Source organism: Paenibacillus sp. E194, from assembly GCF_000935845.1.
Lineage (GTDB): Bacteria > Bacillota > Bacilli > Paenibacillales > Paenibacillaceae > Paenibacillus_B > Paenibacillus_B alvei_B.
In genome coordinates this window covers 1-18327 of sequence record NZ_JMDX01000114.1, presented here as the reverse complement: position 1 = coordinate 18327, position 18327 = coordinate 1, and the positions used below count along the sequence as shown (strand labels likewise).

Sequence of the window (18327 nt, the reverse complement as noted above, 5' to 3'; positions counted from 1 at the left end):
GTGGAACTGGATGAGGATAAAGCGCGGGTGCTCGAAGCATTGGAGCGGCTGGACGTGCAGGAGAACATGCCGTCAAGCGATTGGCAAGCTGCGCTGGATGAGCGGCTTCGCTGGCGGGATCCGAATCGGATTGCAACTTTACTACCGGCAAAGACTTCAGTCACGGAAATGAAACGAATGGCGGCGTCGGATGAATGGCCAGCTGACCAATGGATTTCAGAGCCTCGTACCGACGAGCCTGAGCCGATCGATGGAGCGATGGCTGGGAATGAAACAACTATGGTCAATGGTCATTCCTTGGAGATATCAGGGGGGGATGGCTCCGCTACATCTTCTCCTCAGAGTGAAGAGGGCTTCACGCTGCATCTGCGCCGTCCTAAATTTATGGAGGCTAGCAAGGTGACGCCAACGGAACGGGGGACGTTATATCATCTCTTTATGCAGCATATGCCTCTGCATTCGGATGTGACGATAGATACTGTTCGCAATACCCTGCTCCATTTGGTGCAGCATCAATATATGACGGACCAGCAAGCGAAAGCGATTGATCAAGCTGCGGTAGCTGGCTTTTTCGAGAGTGAGGTTGGCCGTCAACTGCTGCAGGCAACATGGGTGAAGCGAGAGCTTCCGTTCAGCTATGGTCTGACAGCTGCTGAAGCTTATACCACTGAACTGACGAGACAGCTGCATCTCAGCTCCGAGAATAGTAATCTCGCTCAGGAGCCCCCTGCTTATGAAGATGTGCCGGTAGCTGAGCCAGTTTCTAGCGAACATTCAACGCTGGACAACGATCGGTCGGAGAAATCGTCGATGGAGCGGTTTGTTGCAACATCGACCTTCGCGGCACGAGACACATCTGGCTTGCTTGATCAGGAGACGGTACTTGTTCAAGGGGTCATAGACTGCCTGTTCGAATGGGAAGGGCAGCTCGTGCTGCTCGATTATAAGACAGATAAGGTGCTTGCACATCGAGGCGGCCTAGAGGCGCTAACGGAGCATTATCGTTTCCAGTTGAATTTATACGCACGTGCAATCGAACAGATATGGCATCGTCCAGTCGACCGTAAGGTGCTGTACTTTTTCGATGCTAAGCAAGCGTGTGAACTATAGTCTATTAAAATCGCAGGAAGAAAGGAGAGACAACCATGCGTATTTTGCATACAGCGGATTGGCACTTTGGGCGGACGCTGGAAGGCAGGAGCCGTCTAAACGAACAGGCTGCTTTCGTTGAAGAGTTCATACAGTTGGCGGATGAAGAGCAGGCAGACCTGATCCTGATCGCTGGGGATGTATATGATTCGGTTAACCCACCGGCAGCGGCAGAGCAGCTTTTCTATGAGGCTGCTGCTAGATTGTCGCATCAGGGCAAGCGCCCGGTCGTAATTATTTCCGGGAATCATGACCACCCAGATCGCCTATCGGCATCAGCGCCACTCGTGCATGAGCTTGGCGTGACGCTAATCGGGCAGCCTAGTCTGGAGCCAGTGACCATTCATTGTGCGAGAACGGGGGAAGATGCAGTTATTGCAGGGCTGCCTTATCCATCTGAGGCGCGATTAGGAGAGCTGCTTACAGCCTCCAATGAAGAACATGAGCTGCGCAGTGCATACAGCGCGAAGGTAGGGAAGCTGCTGCTTCATCAGGCCATGGATTTTCGACCTTCAACCGTTAATTTGATTATGAGTCATTTGTACGTTCTTGGTGGTCTGGAGAGTGATTCTGAGCGCCCAATTCAGGTGGGTGGAGCTTATACCGTTGATCCAAGCGTGTTCGCTTGTTTGGCAGCTCCTGCTGCGCCTCAGTACAGTGCACTTGGCCATTTGCACCGGCCACAGACAGTGAAGGGGCCGGGTGTTATTCGCTACAGTGGATCGCCGCTCGGCTACAGCTTCTCAGAGGCGGGTCAGGCGAAATCGGTCACTCTGCTGGATTTGGCACCGGGTCAGGAGGCAGTTCCTCAGGAGCGATTCCTCTCCTCCGGAAAGCCGCTCATGAAATGGAATGTTCGCGGTGGGTATGAAGAGGCGCTTCGTTGGATTGAGGAGGGCAAGGATGCTGGTGCTTGGCTGGATGTCTGCATTCATCTAACAGAAGCACTGACGTTAGAGCAGATTCAGAAGCTGCGACGAAATCATGAAGGTATCGTCAATATTCGTCCCATTTATCCAGAGATAGAACGAATTGCGGCTGAAGAAGGACGTCGCAGTGAACTACCGGTACATGAACTGTTCCGGAGGTTCTATGAGCGTCAGACTGGAGGAGCCAAGCCTGATGATGCATTAGTGGACTGCTTCTTGGAATTGATCGGGGAAGATGGGTTTGAGAAGGAAGGTGAAGGCGCATGAAGCCAATCGAGTTGAAGCTGGCAGGATTGCAAAGCTATCGAGAAGAGCAGTGCCTCGACTTCCAAACACTGTGCGAGACAGGTTTATTCGGTATATTTGGCCCGACAGGAAGCGGTAAGTCTACGATCTTGGATGCGATGACGCTCGCACTGTACGGGAAGGTAGAGCGAGCTACGAATGGCACGCAGGGCATATTGAATCAGGCGGAAAATCAATTGTCCGTTGCGTTTACATTTGAGTTGAACGGTGCTGGGGAGCGTAGAGCGTTCCGTGTAGAGCGTAGGTTCAAGCGGACGGGTGATATTACAGTAAGCAACTCGGTCAGTCGGTTTGTTGAGATTACGCCTGAAGGCGAGGTTGTCTTAGCTGACAAGCTGGCTGAGGTAACTCGCTGTGTTGAACAGCACATTGGTTTGAAAATGGATGACTTCACAAGAGCGGTCGTTCTTCCTCAAGGCAAGTTCGCAGAGTTCTTGTCGCTTAAGGGCAGCGATAGACGTCAAATGCTTCAGCGTCTCTTCTCGCTTGAGAAATATGGAGATGAGCTGTCTGCTCGTATATCTCGTCGTGCCAAGGATGCTGAGGCTGAGCTGATGGCTTACTCGGCTGAACAGCAGGGATTGGGTGATGCCTCGCATGAAGCGCTGGAGAGTGCAGAGCAGGCACTGACAGAAGCGGTGGAACAGGCAGAACAGGCGAAGGCGTCCAAGCTGGCTGCTGAGCAGGAGTATCACGCTATGGCTGAGCGGCGTGAGCTTCAACAGGAGCATGCACGAATTTCGATAAGAATGTCTGAGCTGCAGGAAGAGTCGCCGAAGCGCGCTGAAGAGGAGACGAAGCTGAATCGTGCAAGAGAGGCAGAGCGGATTGCACCTGTTGCATTGGAAGCAGAGCAGTTGAATGTAAAGCGGGAGTTGGCTGTGGCAGAGCATGCATCTCGTGAAGAACAAGCGCGTATCGCTGCATCGGATGCACAGAAGGCTGTGACTGCTGCCGAGGAGGCGAAGCACGCTCAAGAGCGTGAAGAACCGGAATTGCTCCGTCGAAGTGAGCAGCTTCAAGAGGCAGTTCGCCTGCAACTGGAATGCGAGCGTCTGCGCAAGGAGGAAGGCGAATGGAAGCTCCGCTTGGAGAGCGCCCATACACGTTATGACTCTACAGCATCTGATATTGAACGATCAGAGCAGCTGCTTAAGAAGGCGGCGGCACGCCAAGAGGAGCTTCGAACGACGCTTTCGGCACATGTCAAGACTGCCGAGGAGCAGGAACACTTCCATCAAGCGATCTCATACTACGATAAGATTATGTTCATGCAAGGGCGCTCCAATGAGTTGAATAACCATCGGATGAAGCATGAAGCACAGACAGAAGCTGTCAATCGCAAGCTTCATAATAAGCTTGAAGAGCTGTTGTCTGCAGCTGGGACAATTCGGAGTAAGTTGGAAGAGGGGCTTCATTCAAGAACAAACTGGAGACGGCTTCGTGAGCAAGTGACACATTTCTTAATCCAAGTTGAATCGGCAATGGATGATGAGCGTCAGAAGCAGTGGAAGGAAGCAGCAGAGCAAATGGCTGTCCAGTTAGCATCGTCACTGGTTAATAATGAGTCTTGTCCGGTATGCGGATCGAAAGAGCATCCCGCCCCCGCCCATATGCACGAGAGTGCTAAGGTCAACTCTACGAATGGGGACGAGCGCTGGCGGCAATGGGAGCAACTGAAGAATATATCGAGCCGATTGCTTCTGGATGTGGATGCTGAAGCAGTTCGTAGTCGTGAACAGTTCTCGACCTGGATGCAGCGTCTGCAGGAAGTGTCCGAGCGAGCGTCGGAGTTGATGCGCGATCAGTTGTCAGCAGTGGCTGAAGAAGACCAACTAAGAGGCGAACATCCTTCGTGGAGAGACTCTATGACTGAGCTTGCTGCCGCGCAATCGTTCGGTTTAGATAACAAGGACATGTTGTTGGAAGGTGAATCACCGCTGCAAGCTAGCGAAGGAGCAGCACCTGAGCATGCAGGATCACACACGTACAAAGATTTTGAAGAATTGGATTGGGCAGCAGTGGAGAATCAGTTGACAGCTCTACAGCAAGACGTGCAGTCATTCATCCAGAATGCTCGTGCAATGGAAGGCCTTATGGAGCAACTGCTGAAGGATGCTGCAGGCAAGCAGTGGGAGCTGCAGCAATTGTCATCAAGCCACCAATCTTCAGATGCGGCATTGCGTGACGCCAATCATGCATGGAAGGAAGCCGAAGAGACTCTGGCCAAGCAGCATGAGGAATGGAATCTTCGGTATAAGGCGTTCCAATGGGAATTCGCGCAGATGCCGTCTTTGCAGCAGGAATGGAGTACAAGAGAAGCAGTAGTGAGCGATTGCCGGGAACGACTGGAGAAGAGTGCGGTTTATATAGAAGAGATGAAAGAACGAATTCTTCAATCCACGAAGGAGCGTCAAGCAGCGGAGGTTGAGCGTGTCAATGCGCAAGCGGAGTGTAATGGTGTTGCCCGTCTACTAGGCGATTACGAGACTCGGTTGAAGCCATGGCTGCAGGAGCAATCGATAGAGGAGCTTGCAGCAGCTACATCTGCTCGCTTAGCAGCGCTTCGTGAACGAGCTAAGCGGACAGTGGACGAGGCTGAACGATCCCGGGCTGCAAGCGAAGCTGCAGGCCGCCAGGCGGCGCTTGCTGCGCAAGCCTTGACGAACCTGACCGAACAGGTAGAAGTAAGTGGTCAACGTCTTCAAGATCTGCTGTCGAAGTCTTCTTTTACAGAGATTTCAGAAGTGCATGCCGCTCGGATGACAGGAGAACTCGCCTCACAATTAGAGCAAACGCTGCTCGCTTACCACGAAGCAGTTCGGGATGTCGGCTCGCAGCTGAATCGATTGCAAGAGCGAATAGGTTCTTCAATAGTCACGGACGAGCAGTGGAACGCTTGCAGCGAGAAGAAAGTGGCAGCCGAAGCAGTGGCAGAGGAAGCCCTTGCTCGGAAAGCTAAGGCAGAGCGGGACGCAGAGCAGTTACGTAGCAAGCATGCACGCTGGACAGAACTAGAGGATTCACGTTCGCGTACAGAAGAATATGCAAGCCGATTGCATCAACTACAGGCTGTATTCCGCGGTAACGCCTTCGTTGAATTTATTGCGGAAGAACAGCTTATGCAGGTTAGCCGCGCTGCGTCAGAACGATTGAAGGTATTAACGAAGCAGCGTTATGCGCTGGAAGTGGATTCTGGCGGGGGCTTCGTCATCCGCGATGATGGCAATGGAGGTATCCGCAGACCTGTATCTACACTATCGGGAGGAGAGACCTTCTTGACTTCGCTTGCACTGGCTCTTGCGCTGTCCTCTCAGATTCAATTACGAGGCAAGTACCCTCTCGAGTTCTTCTTCCTTGATGAAGGATTCGGTACACTTGATCCTGAGCTTCTTGATACGGTTGTTACCGCACTGGAGAAGCTGCATTCGGATCGCTTGTCAGTTGGGGTAATCAGCCATGTTCCGGAGCTGCGTGCTCGCTTGGCGAGAAAGCTGGCCGTCATACCGGCAGAACAAGCAGGAGAAGGGTCACGAATCGTAATGGAAACGAATTAGGTAGTTGTGAAATAGCTCACAGTAACAGTTTCAACCGGTTGTTATAATACAGACAGCCGACATCAATAATTTTCCTATTTGCACCTCGGTGATCGTATTGTGTCTGCAAACAGTCGTGATCAATGAATCATAGTCGCGATGCTTGCAGCAACAGTACGCTCACAGCGTTGACGCGCTGCCCGCAATTGCGGGGTACGAGGTGCTCCTTTTTTGTCCTTTTCTTCTGATAAATTCCAACCTCATAGCACAGTATGTGTGCGTACAAACGCTATTGATTTTTATAGAACACTTGGACAGGCTTCTTTTTTTTGCTATGATAAGGGTACGCCAAAATAAGAGACATACAGCCTGTATGCAGGCTCAGAGCGAATACATATGAGGGAGGAATGAAAGAGATGGATTGTATTTTTTGTAAAATTGTCGAAGGCTCCATTCCTTCGAAAAAAGTGTATGAGGATGATACGGTAGTAGCCTTTCACGATATTACTCCCCAAGCTCCAGTACATATTCTCGTGATTCCAAAGAAACATATTGCAACAATGAACGATGCTGAAGGCGAGGATTTCGCCCTAATTGGCGACATTCATCGCGCTGCTCAGCATATTGCACGTGAGCTAGGCATTGCAGAATCGGGTTACCGCTTGATTAACAACTGCGGCAAGGATAGTGGACAAGTGGTCTTCCATATCCATTATCATTTGCTTGGCGGCGAACAGCTGGGAGCATTAGTTGGATAAATAGCGTATTATAGCCATATAGTGGCAGGTCGACATGTGGGCAAATGCCGTTGTGCAAACATTTCCAACCATAAAATGTCGTTATTATCTGTCCACATGGTTGACACCTAGTTTTACAATCACATATAATGTAGTTTGATGAACCGTGTTTTTGTTCTTGGACGGTCTGTTCGGAGGGAGGGATAACTGGTGTCTGAAACGAAAGTTCGCAAAAACGAGACAATCGATGCTGCACTTCGTCGCTTTAAGCGCTCCATCGCGAAGGATGGCGTATTGGCTGAAGTTAAAAAGCGCAAGCACTATGAGAAGCCAAGCGTTAAGCGCAAGAAGAAGTCCGAGGCTGCCCGCAAGAGAAAGTTTTAGGAGGATTACGCACCAATGGATCTTAGCCAAAGATTGAACGAAGATATGAAGCAAGCGATGAAAAGTCAAGACAAGTTCAAACTCTCCACCATCCGAATGGTTCGTTCGGCGATCAAGAATGTTGAGATAGATGAAAGAAGAACTTTGAATGACGATGAAGTGCTTGAAATTCTAGGTCGTGAGATCAAACAGCGGAAAGATGCCCTCCACGAGTTCGAAAAAGCAGGTCGAGGCGATTTGGCAGATGGGGTTCGGGCGGAAATTGATATCTTGACGCCTTATCTTCCTGCTCAGCTTTCCGAAGAAGAGATAAAAGTGATTGTACAAGAGACCATCCAAGAGACCGGTGCTTCTTCGAAAGCCGACATGGGGAAAGTAATGGGTGCCCTCATGCCAAAGGTGAAGGGGCGCGCAGACGGCAAGTTAGTCAATTCTGTCGTGCAACAATGTCTGCAATAAACGATCTCTTTACGTCTATTGACGAAACGATAAAAAACACTCCTTATTCATAAGGAGTGTTTTTTTCTATATATCTAAAGATGAAACGTAAGGCATGATCAGGACGTATTATTATATGTGTTCAAAAGGGCTGTTTTCACAATGTGAGTCATGCCACAATTGTCAGCAAGCTTTTTGAATAGCACGTATCGCATTTGTCTACAACAGAATAAGAAAGGGGGTAGTCATCCACCATGCGGTATTTTCGAGGGAAACCACTAGGATTAGCCACCTTAGTTTTGACAGCGGTCATGATCCTGTTCTCCTGCATCCCATTTGTAAGCGCTCAAGTGAAAGCGGAAGGCAGTACGGTACACAATGTGATTGTCCTTCCACTGAAGGGAACGGTGAATCCAGTAATGGAGTCATTCCTGTTCCGGGCACTTGATGAGGCAGAACAGCTAAGTCCTGAAGCGATTATTATCGAGATGGACACACCGGGTGGAGAATTGGGATCTGCGGGCAATATCAGCCAGAGAATTATCTCCAGTCCTGTGCGTACGATTATGTTCGTAGAGGGCAATGCAGCATCGGCAGGCAGTTATCTTGCACTGAGCGCCAATGAGATCGCAATGACTCCAGGCAGTGCAATCGGATCGGCAGCCTTAGTTGATGGAGCACACAATTATGTAAATGATCCAAAGCTGGTTGCCATGTGGGTTAGCAAAATGAAAGCCGTTGCACAAAAAAATGGCAGAGATCCGCTCGTTGCACAAGCAATGGCTGATTTGCAAGGCGCTTACGAAATTAAGGAGCTGGGACGGACAATACCATCGGGTGAGGTGTTGTCATTGAGCTCGGAGGATGCGCGTAAAGCCGGCTATGCGGAATATGTAGCTTCCAATACGGCAGATCTGTTGAAACAGTTGAAGCTGGATCAAGCAAATCTTGTTCAGATTGAGCCTTCTACCTCAGAACAAATTGCAGCCTTTGTTGTTCATCCAGGGATTGCGACATTGCTCCTGTTCCTTGGAATCGCAGGTGTTGCAATCGAACTGTTCGTACCAGGCTTCGGTGTCCCAGGAATACTGGGGATTGCTGGATTTGGATTGTATTTCTTCGGTCACTACATTGCAGGACTAGCGGGGGTGGAGACCATCGTTCTATTCATCATTGGGCTAATACTGCTAGCACTTGAGTTGTTCATCCCGAGCTTCGGCATATTGGGCATACTAGGATCGTTAAGCTTGATTACGGGTGTCGTGCGAGCTGCTAATGATACTGCAGATGCGCTGATGTCGCTTGGCATTGCCTTCGCAGCTGCTCTGGTTGTGGTTATCATCGTCGTTCGTGTGTTCAAGCACCGCGGTATTTGGAATAAGTTCATTCTCCGTGATTCCTTGACGACAGATGAAGGTTACGTGTCGAATATAAATCATACAGAGCTGCTCGGGAAGACAGGGCGTGCATTGACAACATTGCGTCCATCGGGAACGGCTCTGATTGGAGATATCAAATATGATGTCGTCACAGATGGCGGTTTTATAAACCGTGACGAAGAGGTTGAGGTTGTTGAGGTGGAGGGCGTACGGATTGTCGTACGATCGTTGACCAAAGACTGACCCCTTTATGTTATTTTTGACTATAGGTTCTAACCCTTGCTTCACACATATAACAAAATATTGGAGGATGATCGAATATGGATCCATCTTTGGTAACTGCGCTGTTAATAGGGGTTGTTATTGTTATTGCACTAAGTGTATTCTTTAGCTTCTTCCCAGTAATGCTCTGGATATCGGCTATTGCATCCGGGGTCAAGATTGGTATTATCTCACTCGTTGCAATGCGTCTGCGCCGTGTAACGCCAAGCCGTATCGTTAACCCAATGATTAAGGCAACTAAGGCGGGTCTTGGACTGAATATTAACCAACTGGAGAGTCACTACTTGGCGGGCGGTAATGTTGACCGTGTTGTCAATGCGTTAATCGCTGCACAACGTGCAAATATTCATCTTGAATTCGAACGAGCAGCAGCAATCGACCTTGCAGGACGCGATGTATTGCAGGCGGTGCAAATGAGTGTTAACCCGCGCGTTATTGAAACGCCTATCGTTGCCGCTATGGCGAAGGACGGTATTGAAGTGAAGGTTCGCGCGCGTGTTACCGTACGTGCGAACATTGAACGCCTCGTCGGTGGTGCTGGGGAAGAAACGATTATCGCTCGTGTTGGCGAAGGTATCGTTACAACTGTAGGTTCCAGCGCTTCCCATAAAGACGTCCTGGAGAATCCAGATCTTATCTCCCGTACTGTACTCGGCAAAGGTTTGGATGCAGGAACGGCCTTTGAAATCTTGTCTATTGATATTGCAGACGTCGATGTAGGTAAGAACATCGGTGCACATTTGCAAACTGAGCAAGCTGAGGCGGATAAGCGCATTGCGCAAGCAAAAGCAGAAGAACGCCGTGCAATGGCAGTCGCACATGAGCAAGAGATGAAGGCGCGCGTCGTTGAAATGCGTGCACTTGTTGTTGAGTCGGAATCTCAAGTGCCTCTTGCTATGGCTGAAGCGCTTCGCGGCGGCAAGTTGGGTGTTATGGATTATATGAATTTGAAAAACATTGAGGCCGATACGCAAATGCGCGGTACAATCGGCAAGGTATCCGACAACAATCCCAACAATAATCACGACAACAAATCAGAAAGCTAGGCGATGAGCCATGGTGATCATTGAGAAGATTATACATTTCGTCACAAGTAATCCATTAATAGCGATTATTATTTTGGGAGCCATTTTTTCTTCATTGGGCGGTGCGAAGAAAAAGGATAAAACCAACCGAATGCCTGATTTTAGCGGTGGGGCTGCAAAAAGCAGCGATGACAAGAGGTATGAGGATGAAGGCGAGGAGGAATATGAGGAGGTAGAACGCAAGCCAGAACGTCAGCCTGTGTTTACGACCAGCGCTGAACGACCAGCGCCAGCAGGGATGGCTTCAAGTGCGGGTAACTCGTATGATTCCATTGACTCGGATGAGGCGCGTATTACGGAGCTGGAGCAGCGTCTGGCCGCAATTGACCGAATGGCGAGCTCTATCTCGTCCGGATCAGCTTCCAGAGCCTCTAAGCGCCATACTTCATCAGTTGCTTCACCCGAACAGGTGCAGGGTTCTTCAAGCCGTGCAGTTACACCTGATGAAGTGATGCAGGGAGTCATTTGGGCGGAGGTGCTCGGCCCACCGCGTGCCAAACGTCCCTATCAGCAGCGCCGCTAAATCTATAAGCATATAACAAGTCCTTGCTGTTTCGTTTAGGAACAACTGTAGGCGAAGGGAGAAGTTCCACATACAGGCTTAGTACAATACGTGCTAAGCCTGTATAGTGGGGCGTTTTTTTTATTTCTGCAGTTCCACAGACAATCATTTACACGGAATATTCCTTGAGGATCTCGTGTGAAGGGTCGCTGCAATCGTTATAATCGCGTCATCCTGCGCATAAATTGTAACGAATAGGAAGGGGGCCCGTCGCAAAATGAGTCGCTTTGGCCGCAAATTAAGCAACTGGACAGCGAATTGGCTGGATCTGCCGCAGGATACATTATCGGATACGCCCCGGTTAGCCATGATTGGAAATCGGCATCTTATCGTTGAGAACCACCGCGGGATTGTGCATTTTTCGAACGAGCTGGTTCGGTTGGCGCTAACCAATGGAGAACTAGAGATATCCGGATCAGAGCTTGTTATTCGGGCGATATGGACGGAAGAGATACGTATTGAAGGAATCATACGCAATATCACATACAATGGAACGGGGGAAATGAAGTGAAGGCACCTACGTTGGCCAATGCTCGCGGCTATGTTCGGGTTCGCATTCGAGGAGGGAATGCGGAGTCTTTTATTAATGCTGTCGTCTCCAAACAAATCCAAGTATGGGATGTGCAGCGGACTTCGTTCCAAGACTTCCAATGCTCTGTGTTGCTGTCTGATTATTTTAACCTGAGGCCCATATTGAAGCAGACAGGCTGTCGGGTACATGTGGAGCAGCGGATAGGATGGCCTTTTGCGTTGAGACGAGTCCTCCGCCGCAAGTTCTTCTTGATTGGCTTCGCTATGTTTATGCTTGGATTGTACATGCTCTCCTCACTGGTATGGTCCATTGATGTGAAGGGTAATGATCGCATACCAACAGAGCAGGTGCTTGCGGCTGCGAAAGAGCAGGGGATCTATCCTTTTCAATGGACATTCCGTCTGCGTGACCCTGATCTAATTGCCAAGGCGATGCACACGCAGCTGAAAGAGGCATCATGGGTGGGAGTCAATTGGGAAGGGACAAGGGTATCAATTCAAGTGATTGAAGCAACGAAGCCCGATTCATTGAAATTGGTTAATCCAAGACATATTGTTGCTTCAGAGGATGCAATTGTAACAGATATTATCGCGGAGAATGGACGAGCTGTCGTTGCCCGCAATGCCCGCGTCAAAAAAGGCGCTGTGCTTATTTCTGGAGCCGTTGGAACTGAAACTGAACCGAAGGATGTGGCGGCCAAGGGAGAAGCAAGAGGGCTCGTCTGGCACCAATATGAGATTTCCTCGCCGCTCGTCATGAAGCATAAAGTGTACACAGGAGAAGAGAAAGAGAGAAAATATATCGTGACAGGCAACCGGAGGCTTATGGTCTCTGGATTCGGAGATATTCCTTATGCTCATTATGAGCAGCTGCAGGAGGACAACACACTGAAATGGAGGCAGTTGTCGCTGCCTATTGGCTGGACGAATGAGAAAATTAAGGAAGTTCAGTTCGCATCTGAGGAACGAACGGAGACGCAAGCTGCAGAGGCAGGACTGAAGCAAGCGAGGGCGGATGTGCTCGGCAAGAACGGACCGAAAGCCCGCATTCATTCGGAAAAAATTTTGCATCAGAAGACGGACAATGGTAAAGTGGTCATGAAGGTGCTTTTTGAAGTGGAGCAATCAATAGCGGAAGAACTTCCGCTTGTTCGCCAGTTTGAACAGAAATCACAACCGGAATCAGAACCACATGAACAAGGACACTGAATACAAGGAGACTGAGGTTTTTGTCGCAACAACAGACTGTTAAAATTTCACTACAAAATGCTGCTGAAGGACTAGCCCTGTTCGGGCCACAAGATAAGCATCTGCGCCTGATTCAAAGCCGTACAGATGCATTAGTGACATCGCGCGAGGCGGAGGTTGTCATTACGGGGGAAGCGGAAGAAACTGAAAAATTGGAGCAGTTATTCATCGTTCTGCTCGAATTGATTCGCAACAATATTATCCTGTCTGAACGGGATATCATGTATGCAGTCGATTTGGCGCAGGAATGGAAGGTTGACGAGCTGCTTGATTTATTCAGGGGCGAAATCGCACATACATACCGCGGCAAACCGATCCGCGTTAAGACAATAGGTCAGCGGCATTATGTATCAACGATTAAGAAGAGAGACATCGTATTCGGTGTAGGGCCTGCGGGTACAGGGAAAACGTATCTTGCCGTCGTACTTGCCGTCGTTGCATTGAAAGAAGGAGCCGTCAAGCGAATCGTTCTGACTCGGCCTGCAGTAGAAGCCGGAGAGAACCTTGGCTTCTTGCCTGGAGATTTGCAAGAGAAGGTAGACCCGTATTTGCGCCCTCTCTATGATGCGCTGTATGACGTGATGGGCACGGAACAGGTTGCTAAGGCACTTGAACGTGGATTGATTGAGATTGCGCCTCTCGCCTATATGCGGGGACGGACGCTGGATGATGCGTTCATCATATTGGATGAGGCACAGAACACGACACCTGAGCAAATGAAGATGTTCCTGACACGACTTGGCTTCGGCTCGAAAATGGTCATTACCGGAGATATCACCCAAATTGATTTGCCTCGCGGCAAGAGCTCTGGTCTCGTAGAAGCAGGGCGAATCTTGAAAGGAATTGAGGAGATCGGATTCGTGCATTTTGCCGAGCAGGATGTCGTTCGTCATTCCTTAGTACAGAGAATTATTACAGCTTACCAGAAGGAAAGCGAAAACCAAGGATAGAGAGGACTGTTCTCTATGCTACAGACAAATCGTTCCGGCAACGGAAATAGCAAACGTCAAGTCAATATGACGGGATGGAAGTATAGCGTAGGCGTACGTTTTCTTCTGTTTTTCTTATTAACATTATTATTTTATTTCAGTTTGGCGCCGAGCATTCTGCCAGAGAAGCTGGATATTGAAGTCAATGCGAAGAGTGAGAAGGACATTATCGCACCGATTCAAATCCCAGATAAGAAGGCAACGCTTAAATCTCAAGAGCAGGCTGCCGAGCGTGTACAGCCCATTTACGAGATTATCTCGCTCAAAAATGAACGCTTAATCGATTCTCTGTTCGAGCGTATCGACCAGTTAAATGACGATGAGCTCATATCGTACGCACAGAAGATCAGCTTATATCGCACCGTTATCCCTGATGAGGTCAATAAGTATCTTAGGGAATTTCTGACGACAAGCCGCAATAAGGATACATATTCGAGTACACTGCTTGACGAAGTAAAGAAACGCATTGACGAGCAGAAGTACGATATTCCTGAAGAAACTTATCTGAAAATTGCACGCTTGACTAAAGAAGACGTCGCACAAATGAAGCCTGTTGCTCGGGAACTAGTATCTAAGCTGATGGCTGACGCGGTTCCAGATGCCTCTGTGCCGCGAGCTAAGGTGCCGGAATACGTCAATGCAAGCTCGCTGGATAAGCGCTCTGCTCGCGAGGTGGTGCAGGAGCTCGTTCGCCTCTGCATTACGCCGAACAAGTTCTACAATGATGATGCCACGAAGGAAGCAAAGGTTCAGGCACGGGAGAATACGCAGCCAATCTTCATTAAGCAGGGCGACATCTTTATTAAAAAAGGGCAGCTTATTTCGCAAGAAACGTATGACTTGCTGAAAGAGAACGATCTCTTGAAATCTGAAGTCAACTACTGGCCTCAGTTCGGCTTGTTGCTTCTGTCGGTGATGTTCTCGCTCGTCTTGTTTATGTTTATGCGTCAGGCAAGTCATACTCATTTCAAATTCAACAACGTGCAGTTGCTGATGCTTGTGTTGATTTTTATAATCAATATTATTGCGATTCATGTTATCGGCTACGCGCAGACGAAGGATATCCCTTATATCGGGTATGTCGCACCAACTGCGATGGGGGTTATGCTGATTACCCTGCTTATCGATTTGCCGCTGGCATATATATGTGCAGTCATTCTGAGTATCGTTGCGGGGATGATCTTGAACAAAAACCAAGGCACGCTGTTTGATTTCCATTTTGGATTTTTTGCGCTCGTGACCTGCTACGCGGCGATATTCGCCATTCATCGTGCAAGCCAACGCTCCACGATCTTGAAGGCAGGCATTATGGTATGTATCTTCGGCAGTGTAACGGCTCTGACGCTGTCCATGCTATATGGAGAGCCAATGAATCAGAGTCATACGATGCTGTCAGCCGCATTTGCCTTTGCCAGCGGACTGCTCACATCAGTGCTTGTACTCGGACTGATGCCGTTTTTCGAAGTTACATTTGGCATTCTGTCTGCACTAAAGCTAGTTGAATTGTCCAATCCGAACCATCCATTACTGCGCAAACTTCTGACAGAAACACCGGGAACCTATCACCATAGCGTGATGGTAGGGAACCTGTCTGAGCAGGCTGCGGAATCGATTGGTGCGAATGGACTGCTGTGTCGTGTAGGTGCCTACTATCATGATATCGGCAAAACGAAGCGTCCAAGTTACTTTATTGAGAATCAGACAAATATGGACAACCCGCACGATCAAATCGATCCGAAGCTGAGTACGTCCATTATCGTTGCTCATGCCAGGGATGGCGCTGAGATGCTGAAGGATTACAAGCTGCCGAAGCCTATACGAGATATTGCAGAGCAGCATCATGGTACAACCTTCTTGAAGTATTTCTACTTCAAAGCGAAGAAGCAGGCAGAAGAACAGGGTATTGAGCCTGACTTTACTGAGGATGATTTCCGCTATCCTGGGCCTAAAGCCCAATCGAAGGAAGCGGCTATTGTAGGGATAGCGGATTGTGTGGAAGCGGCAGTGCGTTCGCTTCGTCATCCGACCGTCGAGCAAATTGAATCGATGATTCATAAGATTGTGAAGGATCGGATGGACGACAATCAGTTCAACGAATGTGATCTGACACTGCGCGAACTGGATATTGTTGCTCAGTCACTGAAGGAGACTGTGATGGGAATCTTCCACTCCCGCATTGAGTATCCAGATGACTCGAAGTTGAAGAATAAGGACGCGGGTGCTGCAGCGGAAGCTCCGAAGTCATAGCCTACGATTGATTCGGTTGAACGTACATCTTAAAACTGCAAGTAAGGAGCAACGAACATGTCGAGTATGAAGCTGGAATGGAATGACGATCAAGACATTTACCCGATAGATCCTTCCCTAATTGAGCTGCTGGAGCGTATCCTACAGGAAGCTGCGGCGATGGAAGGCATTCAAGAGGGAGAGGTCGCGTTAACGTTCGTTGATAATGAGCAAATTCATGAGTTAAATCGTGAATATCGAGGAATCGATCGTCCGACAGATGTCCTGTCCTTTGCCTTGAACGAATCTGTTGAAGAGGAATTGGACATTCTATACGAAATTGAGGATGAGCAAGAATTGGATGAGATGAATGATCTGCTTGGCGATATCATCATCTCAACAGAACGTGCCAAGGAGCAGGCGGATGAATATGGTCACTCCTTGGAGCGTGAAATTGGATTCTTGTTTGTTCATGGCTTCCTGCACTTGCTCGGATATGATCACCAGGATGAGCCAAGTGAACAAATTATGATGGACAAGCAGGAAGCAGTGCTAGAGAAGGTAGGTTTGCGCCGCTAATGAAGCGTCCGTGGAGCGATACTTTTCGTGTTGCCTTCGCAGGTATTGCCTATGCAATACGAACGCAGCGCAATATGAGGGTACACGCAGCAATGAGTGTGTTGGCACTTCTATTAGGGGCTGTACTGCAAATATCGACTTCGGACTGGCTGTGGCTAGGACTAGCCATTACCATTGTAATCTCAGCTGAACTAATGAATACCGCAGTAGAATCTGTCGTCGATCTCGTGATGCCGAAGCCGCATCCATTGGCGAAGGTAGCCAAAGATACCGCCGCAGGAGCCGTGCTCGTGACGGCGGTATTCGCCGTTATAGTTGGCGTTGCAATCTTTTTCGAACCGGGAATGAAGCTGCTTGGTACGATTCTGCGCGTTATGCACGGATGAAGACATTCATACACGGCGCTATTGTCGTTATTGAACGGCAGAGCGCCGTGTATGCACATACAGAGAAGTTTTGGAGGGGAATTCATGTTTCATAATCAAGATCAAATGAATCGTAATACGTATAAATCGGGCTTCGTCGCGATTGTAGGTCGCCCAAATGTCGGCAAATCTACACTGATGAACCATGTGATCGGCCAGAAAATCGCCATTATGTCGGATAAGCCGCAAACGACACGCAACAAAATTCATGGCGTGTATACAACGGATCACTCGCAAATTGTATTTTTGGACACTCCCGGTATCCACAAGAGAAAGTCGAAGCTCGGCGATTATATGAACAATGTGGCACTGAACACTTTGAATGAGGTAGAGGCTGTCCTCTTCCTTGTCGATGTATCTGCTGGGCTTGGCGGCGGAGATAAATATGTGATTGAACAATTGAAAAAAGTCCGTACTCCTGTCATACTCGTCATGAACAAAATTGATCAGGTTCATCCAGAGGCGCTACCGCCGATGATTACAGAGTACAATGAGCTGCACGACTTCGCAGCGATTGTGCCGATCTCGGCGATAAATGGCAGCAACGTCGATCGGCTGCTGGATGTGCTCGGAGGCTATTTGCCAGAAGGCCCGCAGTACTATCCAGATGATCAAATTACAGATCATCCGGAACAATTCGTCGTTGCGGAATTGATTCGCGAGAAGATATTGCACTTGACGCGAGAAGAAATTCCTCATTCCATTGCGGTAACTATTGAGGATATGCGTGTGCAGGAGAATGGCGTTGTATATATATCGGCAGTTATTTTCGTGGAGCGGGATTCACAAAAAGGAATTGTTATCGGCAAGCAGGGTGCCTTGTTGAAAGAAATTGGAAAGTTGGCGAGACAGGATATCGAAAATTTGCTCGGTTCCAAGACATTCATGGAGCTATGGGTGAAAGTCAAAAAGATTGGCGAAATCAGGATCGAGTCTTGCGCGATCTTGGTTTTAGACACGAGTAAGTCTAGCGAAGAACAGGCTGGTCTAAACCATACACTCCAATTTTTGCAATGGATATTCCCTTCTAAGCAGCACAACCTAAATGATGACGCATAGTCTTACTGGTCTGTATCCGAAGATATTGCCTCGAACGTTCGCTTCAGGTACAGCAACTATAACTGCCACTATTGTTGCTTGCGGGCATCATAGGAGCATGTCATTGATCAAGGTTCTCTTAACGAAAGGGGATTGTAGCAATGCGTGATTTTTCATGGAATGTATTTGCGAAGACGGGGGATGTCGACGCTTACTTGCTATATAAGCAGGCAGGAATGACTGAAGAGCTTGAGGAGCACCCAACAGAGATTGCGCCAATCGTGGAGCAATCTGCAGATTAATAATGATTATGCAGCGTCAATCATGGGAGGACGAGAGTGTTATATCGGGTTGAAGGAATTGTCATCCGCAGCATGGACTATGGGGAAGGTAATAAGATCATCACACTTTGTACGAAATCTCATGGCAAAGTAGGTGTTCTTGTTCGCGGCGCGAAAAAGGTTCGCAGCCGACATGCTGCGGCGACTCAGTTGTTCACGTTAT

General features: G+C 48.8%; 17 protein-coding genes and 1 pseudogene. All 18 read left to right on the top strand.

Translation table 11 applies throughout. The features are described 5' to 3' along the window. A partial coding sequence (locus AZ66_RS16450; protein WP_197081719.1) for a PD-(D/E)XK nuclease family protein occupies positions 1-1110 on the top strand: 1110 nt, incomplete at its 5' end. Between the two features lie 35 nt (positions 1111-1145). After that, positions 1146-2345: an exonuclease SbcCD subunit D gene (locus AZ66_RS16445; RefSeq protein ID WP_044355823.1), complete on the top strand. Its 1200-nt coding sequence runs from the start codon at positions 1146-1148 to the stop codon at positions 2343-2345. Next, positions 2342-5941: an AAA family ATPase gene (locus AZ66_RS16440; protein WP_044355822.1), complete on the top strand. Its 3600-nt coding sequence runs from the start codon at positions 2342-2344 to the stop codon at positions 5939-5941. Before AZ66_RS16445 ends, AZ66_RS16440 begins: the two co-directional genes overlap by 4 nt. A 395-nt stretch (positions 5942-6336) precedes the next feature. After that, positions 6337-6678 (top strand): histidine triad nucleotide-binding protein, encoded by a 342-nt coding sequence (locus tag AZ66_RS16435; RefSeq protein ID WP_021258143.1) that lies wholly within the window; start codon positions 6337-6339, stop codon positions 6676-6678. Positions 6679-6867: 189 nt separating this feature from the next. After that, entirely contained in the window at positions 6868-7041 is a 174-nt protein-coding gene (gene rpsU, locus AZ66_RS16430; RefSeq protein ID WP_005547957.1) for a 30S ribosomal protein S21, read from the top strand. A gap of 15 nt (positions 7042-7056) precedes the next feature. Next, the gene (locus AZ66_RS16425) at positions 7057-7500 is read left to right on the top strand and encodes a GatB/YqeY domain-containing protein (RefSeq protein ID WP_021256807.1); all 444 of its coding nucleotides are present in this window, start codon (positions 7057-7059) and stop codon (positions 7498-7500) included. 233 nt (positions 7501-7733) lie between these two features. Continuing rightward, a complete protein-coding gene (locus tag AZ66_RS32765) occupies positions 7734-9101 on the top strand; it encodes an NfeD family protein (protein WP_044355821.1) in 1368 nt (455 codons plus the stop codon). Between the two features lie 77 nt (positions 9102-9178). Next, entirely contained in the window at positions 9179-10186 is a 1008-nt protein-coding gene (gene floA, locus AZ66_RS16415; RefSeq protein WP_021256805.1) for a flotillin-like protein FloA, read from the top strand. A 10-nt stretch (positions 10187-10196) separates the two neighbouring features. Beyond that, complete coding sequence (locus tag AZ66_RS16410) at positions 10197-10748, top strand: hypothetical protein (RefSeq protein ID WP_044355820.1); 552 nt, start codon at positions 10197-10199, stop codon at positions 10746-10748. 256 nt (positions 10749-11004) lie between these two features. Then, the gene (gene yqfC, locus AZ66_RS16405; RefSeq protein ID WP_021256803.1) at positions 11005-11298 is read left to right on the top strand and encodes a sporulation protein YqfC; all 294 of its coding nucleotides are present in this window, start codon (positions 11005-11007) and stop codon (positions 11296-11298) included. After that, positions 11295-12527, top strand: a complete 1233-nt coding sequence (gene yqfD / locus AZ66_RS16400) for a sporulation protein YqfD (protein WP_044355819.1) — start codon at positions 11295-11297, stop codon at positions 12525-12527. Before yqfC ends, yqfD begins: the two co-directional genes overlap by 4 nt. 20 nt (positions 12528-12547) lie before the next feature. Next, positions 12548-13516: a PhoH family protein gene (locus AZ66_RS16395; protein ID WP_021258139.1), complete on the top strand. Its 969-nt coding sequence runs from the start codon at positions 12548-12550 to the stop codon at positions 13514-13516. Positions 13517-13531: 15 nt separating this feature from the next. Further along, positions 13532-15802 (top strand): HD family phosphohydrolase, encoded by a 2271-nt coding sequence (locus AZ66_RS16390; protein ID WP_044355818.1) that lies wholly within the window; start codon positions 13532-13534, stop codon positions 15800-15802. Between the two features lie 57 nt (positions 15803-15859). Continuing rightward, positions 15860-16360, top strand: a complete 501-nt coding sequence (gene ybeY / locus AZ66_RS16385) for an rRNA maturation RNase YbeY (RefSeq protein ID WP_021256799.1) — start codon at positions 15860-15862, stop codon at positions 16358-16360. Then, positions 16360-16746 carry a diacylglycerol kinase family protein gene (locus AZ66_RS16380; RefSeq protein WP_044355817.1) on the top strand — a complete coding sequence of 129 codons (387 nt, stop codon included), beginning with the start codon at positions 16360-16362 and terminating at the stop codon, positions 16744-16746. Before ybeY ends, AZ66_RS16380 begins: the two co-directional genes overlap by 1 nt. Before the next feature lie 105 nt (positions 16747-16851). After that, a pseudogene (era, locus tag AZ66_RS16375) lies at positions 16852-17750 on the top strand (GTPase Era). A 234-nt stretch (positions 17751-17984) separates the two neighbouring features. Beyond that, entirely contained in the window at positions 17985-18125 is a 141-nt protein-coding gene (locus tag AZ66_RS30700) for a YqzL family protein (protein WP_081676194.1), read from the top strand. A 36-nt stretch (positions 18126-18161) separates the two neighbouring features. After that, positions 18162-18327: DNA repair protein RecO (gene recO / locus AZ66_RS16370; protein ID WP_044355816.1), on the top strand; the 166-nt coding region annotated here is incomplete at its 3' end.